2 protein-coding genes are annotated in these 2,631 nt (G+C 66.7%); both read left to right on the plus strand.

What is annotated here, in order from left to right:
* The first annotated feature begins 27 nt into the window (after window positions 1-27).
* Window positions 28-1,500, plus strand: a complete 1,473-nt coding sequence (locus FJM51_RS23180; protein ID WP_233713246.1) for a sugar ABC transporter ATP-binding protein — start codon at window positions 28-30, stop codon at window positions 1,498-1,500.
* 100 nt (window positions 1,501-1,600) lie between these two features.
* The gene (locus FJM51_RS23185; protein WP_140456459.1) at window positions 1,601-2,626 is read left to right on the plus strand and encodes an ABC transporter permease; all 1,026 of its coding nucleotides are present in this window, start codon (window positions 1,601-1,603) and stop codon (window positions 2,624-2,626) included.
* Window positions 2,627-2,631 lie beyond the last annotated feature (5 nt).

The raw sequence follows: 2,631 nt of genomic DNA on the forward strand, positions 1-2,631 counted from the left end.
CACAAGTCGAAGGCGGGGGAGTCCCTGCTGGAGATCGAGGGTATCCGGAAGGAGTTCCCGGGCGTGGTGGCGCTCGATGACGTGCAATTCCGGCTGAGGCCGGGGACGGTGCACGCGCTGATGGGCGAGAACGGCGCGGGCAAGTCGACGCTGATGAAGATCATCGCCGGGATCTACACGCCGGACCGGGGCACGATCCGGCTCCGGGGCGAGGAGGTGACGCTGACCTCGCCGCTCGACGCGCTCGAGAAGGGCATCGCGATGATCCATCAGGAGCTGAACCTGATGGCCTACATGACGGTGGCGGAGAACATCTGGATCCGGCGCGAGCCGAGGAACGCGCTCGGCCTCATCGACCATCGCAGGATGAGCCGGATGACGCAGGAACTGTTCGACCGGCTCAACATCAGGATCGACCCGGACGTCGAGGTGGGCGAGCTCACCGTGGCGGCGCGGCAGATGATCGAGATCGCGAAGGCGGTCTCCTACGAATCCGACGTGCTGATCATGGACGAGCCGACCTCCGCGCTGACCGAGACCGAGGTCGAGCATCTCTTCGCGATCATCCGCGACCTGCGCGCGCAGGGGATCGGCATCGTCTACATCACGCACAAGATGAACGAGCTCTTCGAGATCGCCGACGAATTCTCGGTGTTCCGCGACGGCAAGTACATCGGCACGCACCCCTCGGCGGATGTGACGCGCGACGACATCATCCGGATGATGGTGGGCCGCGACATCACCGACATGTTCCCGAAGGAGATCGTGCCGATCGGCGACGAGATCCTGCGCGTCGAGAACCTCACCGTCGCGGGCGTGTTCCACGACATCAGCTTCTCGGTCAGGAAGGGCGAGATCCTCGGCCTCGCCGGGCTCGTCGGCTCGGGCCGGTCCAACGTCGCCGAGGCGCTGTTCGGCGTGGTGCCGGCGACGAGCGGCAGGATCCTGATCGACGGCCAGGAGGTGACGATCGCCTCGCCGGTCGATGCGATGAAGGCGGGCATGGCGTTCCTGACCGAGGACCGCAAGGAGACCGGCTGCTTCCTCATCCTCGACGTGCTCGAGAACATGCAGATGGCGGTCTTGCGCGACGCCCATGTGAAGGGCGGCTTCGTCGACCAGAAGGCGGTGAACCTGCGCTGCGAGGAGATGAAGGCGGCGCTCCGCGTCAAGACGCCGACGCTCTACGAGCGGATCGAGAACCTCTCGGGCGGCAACCAGCAGAAGGTGCTGATCGCGCGCTGGCTGCTGACGAAGCCGAGGATCCTGATCCTCGACGAGCCGACGCGCGGCATCGACGTCGGCGCCAAGGCGGAGATCCACCGGCTGATCTCGCGGCTCGCGGGCGAAGGCGTGGCGGTGATCATGATCTCGTCGGAACTGCCCGAGGTGCTCGGCATGTCCGACCGGGTGATGGTCATGCACGAGGGCCATGCGACGGGCATTCTCGACCGGTCGGAAGCGACGCAGGTCTCCATCATGGAACTGGCCGCCCGCTGAGGCGGGAGGAATTGGCGCCCGCCTCGGCGGGCGACGGGGAACGCGCCGCGCGGCTTGAGCGGCCCCGGGCGGAGGCCCGGAGACAAAGGGGGAAAAGGCAATGGCTGTTCAGAACCAGATGGAGGCCGGGGCGGCGCCGGTCAAGGCGAAGCGGCGGGTGCCGCCCGAGCTCAACATCCTGTCGATCCTGATCGGCGTGGCGCTGGTCTTCGAGATCCTCGGCTGGATCTTCCAGGGCCAGAGCTTCCTCGGCAATCCGCAGCGGCTCACCATCATGATCCTGCAGGTGAGCGTGATCGGCATCATCGCGGTCGGGGTGACGCAGGTGATCATCACCGGCGGCATCGACCTCTCCTCGGGCTCGGTGGTGGCGGCGACCGCGATGATCGCGATGAGCTTCGCGCAATCCTCGAGCTACGCCCGCGCGGTCTATCCGAGCCTCACCGACCTGCCGGTGATCCTGCCGCTGCTGGTCGGGCTCGGCATCGGGCTTCTTGCCGGGATGATCAACGGCTCGCTGATCGCCTATACCGGCATCCCGCCCTTCATCGCCACGCTCGGCATGATGGTGACGGCGCGCGGCGTCGCGAAATGGTACACCAAGGGCCAGCCGATCTCGTTCCCGACCGAGAGCTTCGCCAAGATCGGCTCGGGGATCTGGCCGGTGGTGATCTTCCTCGTCGTCGCGCTGATCTTCCACGTCGCGCTGCGCTACACCCGCTACGGCAAGTACACCTATGCGATCGGCGCCAACCCGCAGGCGGCGCGGGTCTCGGGCATCGACGTCGGCAAGCATCTCGTCAAGGTCTATGCGATCGCGGGCACGCTCGCCGGCCTCGCCGGCCTCGTCACCGCCGCCCGCGCGCAGACCGCGCAGGCCGGCATGGGGATGATGTACGAACTCGACGCGATCGCCGCGACCGTGATCGGCGGCACCTCGCTCACCGGCGGCCAGGGCCGGATCACCGGCACGGTGATCGGCACCGTGATCCTCGGCACGATGACCTCGGGCTTCACCTTCCTCCGCATCGACGCCTACTACCAGGAGATCGTGAAGGGCCTCATCATCGTCGCCGCCGTCGTCGTCGACGTCCAGCGCCAGAAGAAGCGCTCCAAGAAGAGCTGAGCTCA

The organism is Amaricoccus solimangrovi (assembly GCF_006385685.1).
Taxonomy (GTDB): Bacteria; Pseudomonadota; Alphaproteobacteria; order Rhodobacterales; family Rhodobacteraceae; genus Amaricoccus; species Amaricoccus solimangrovi.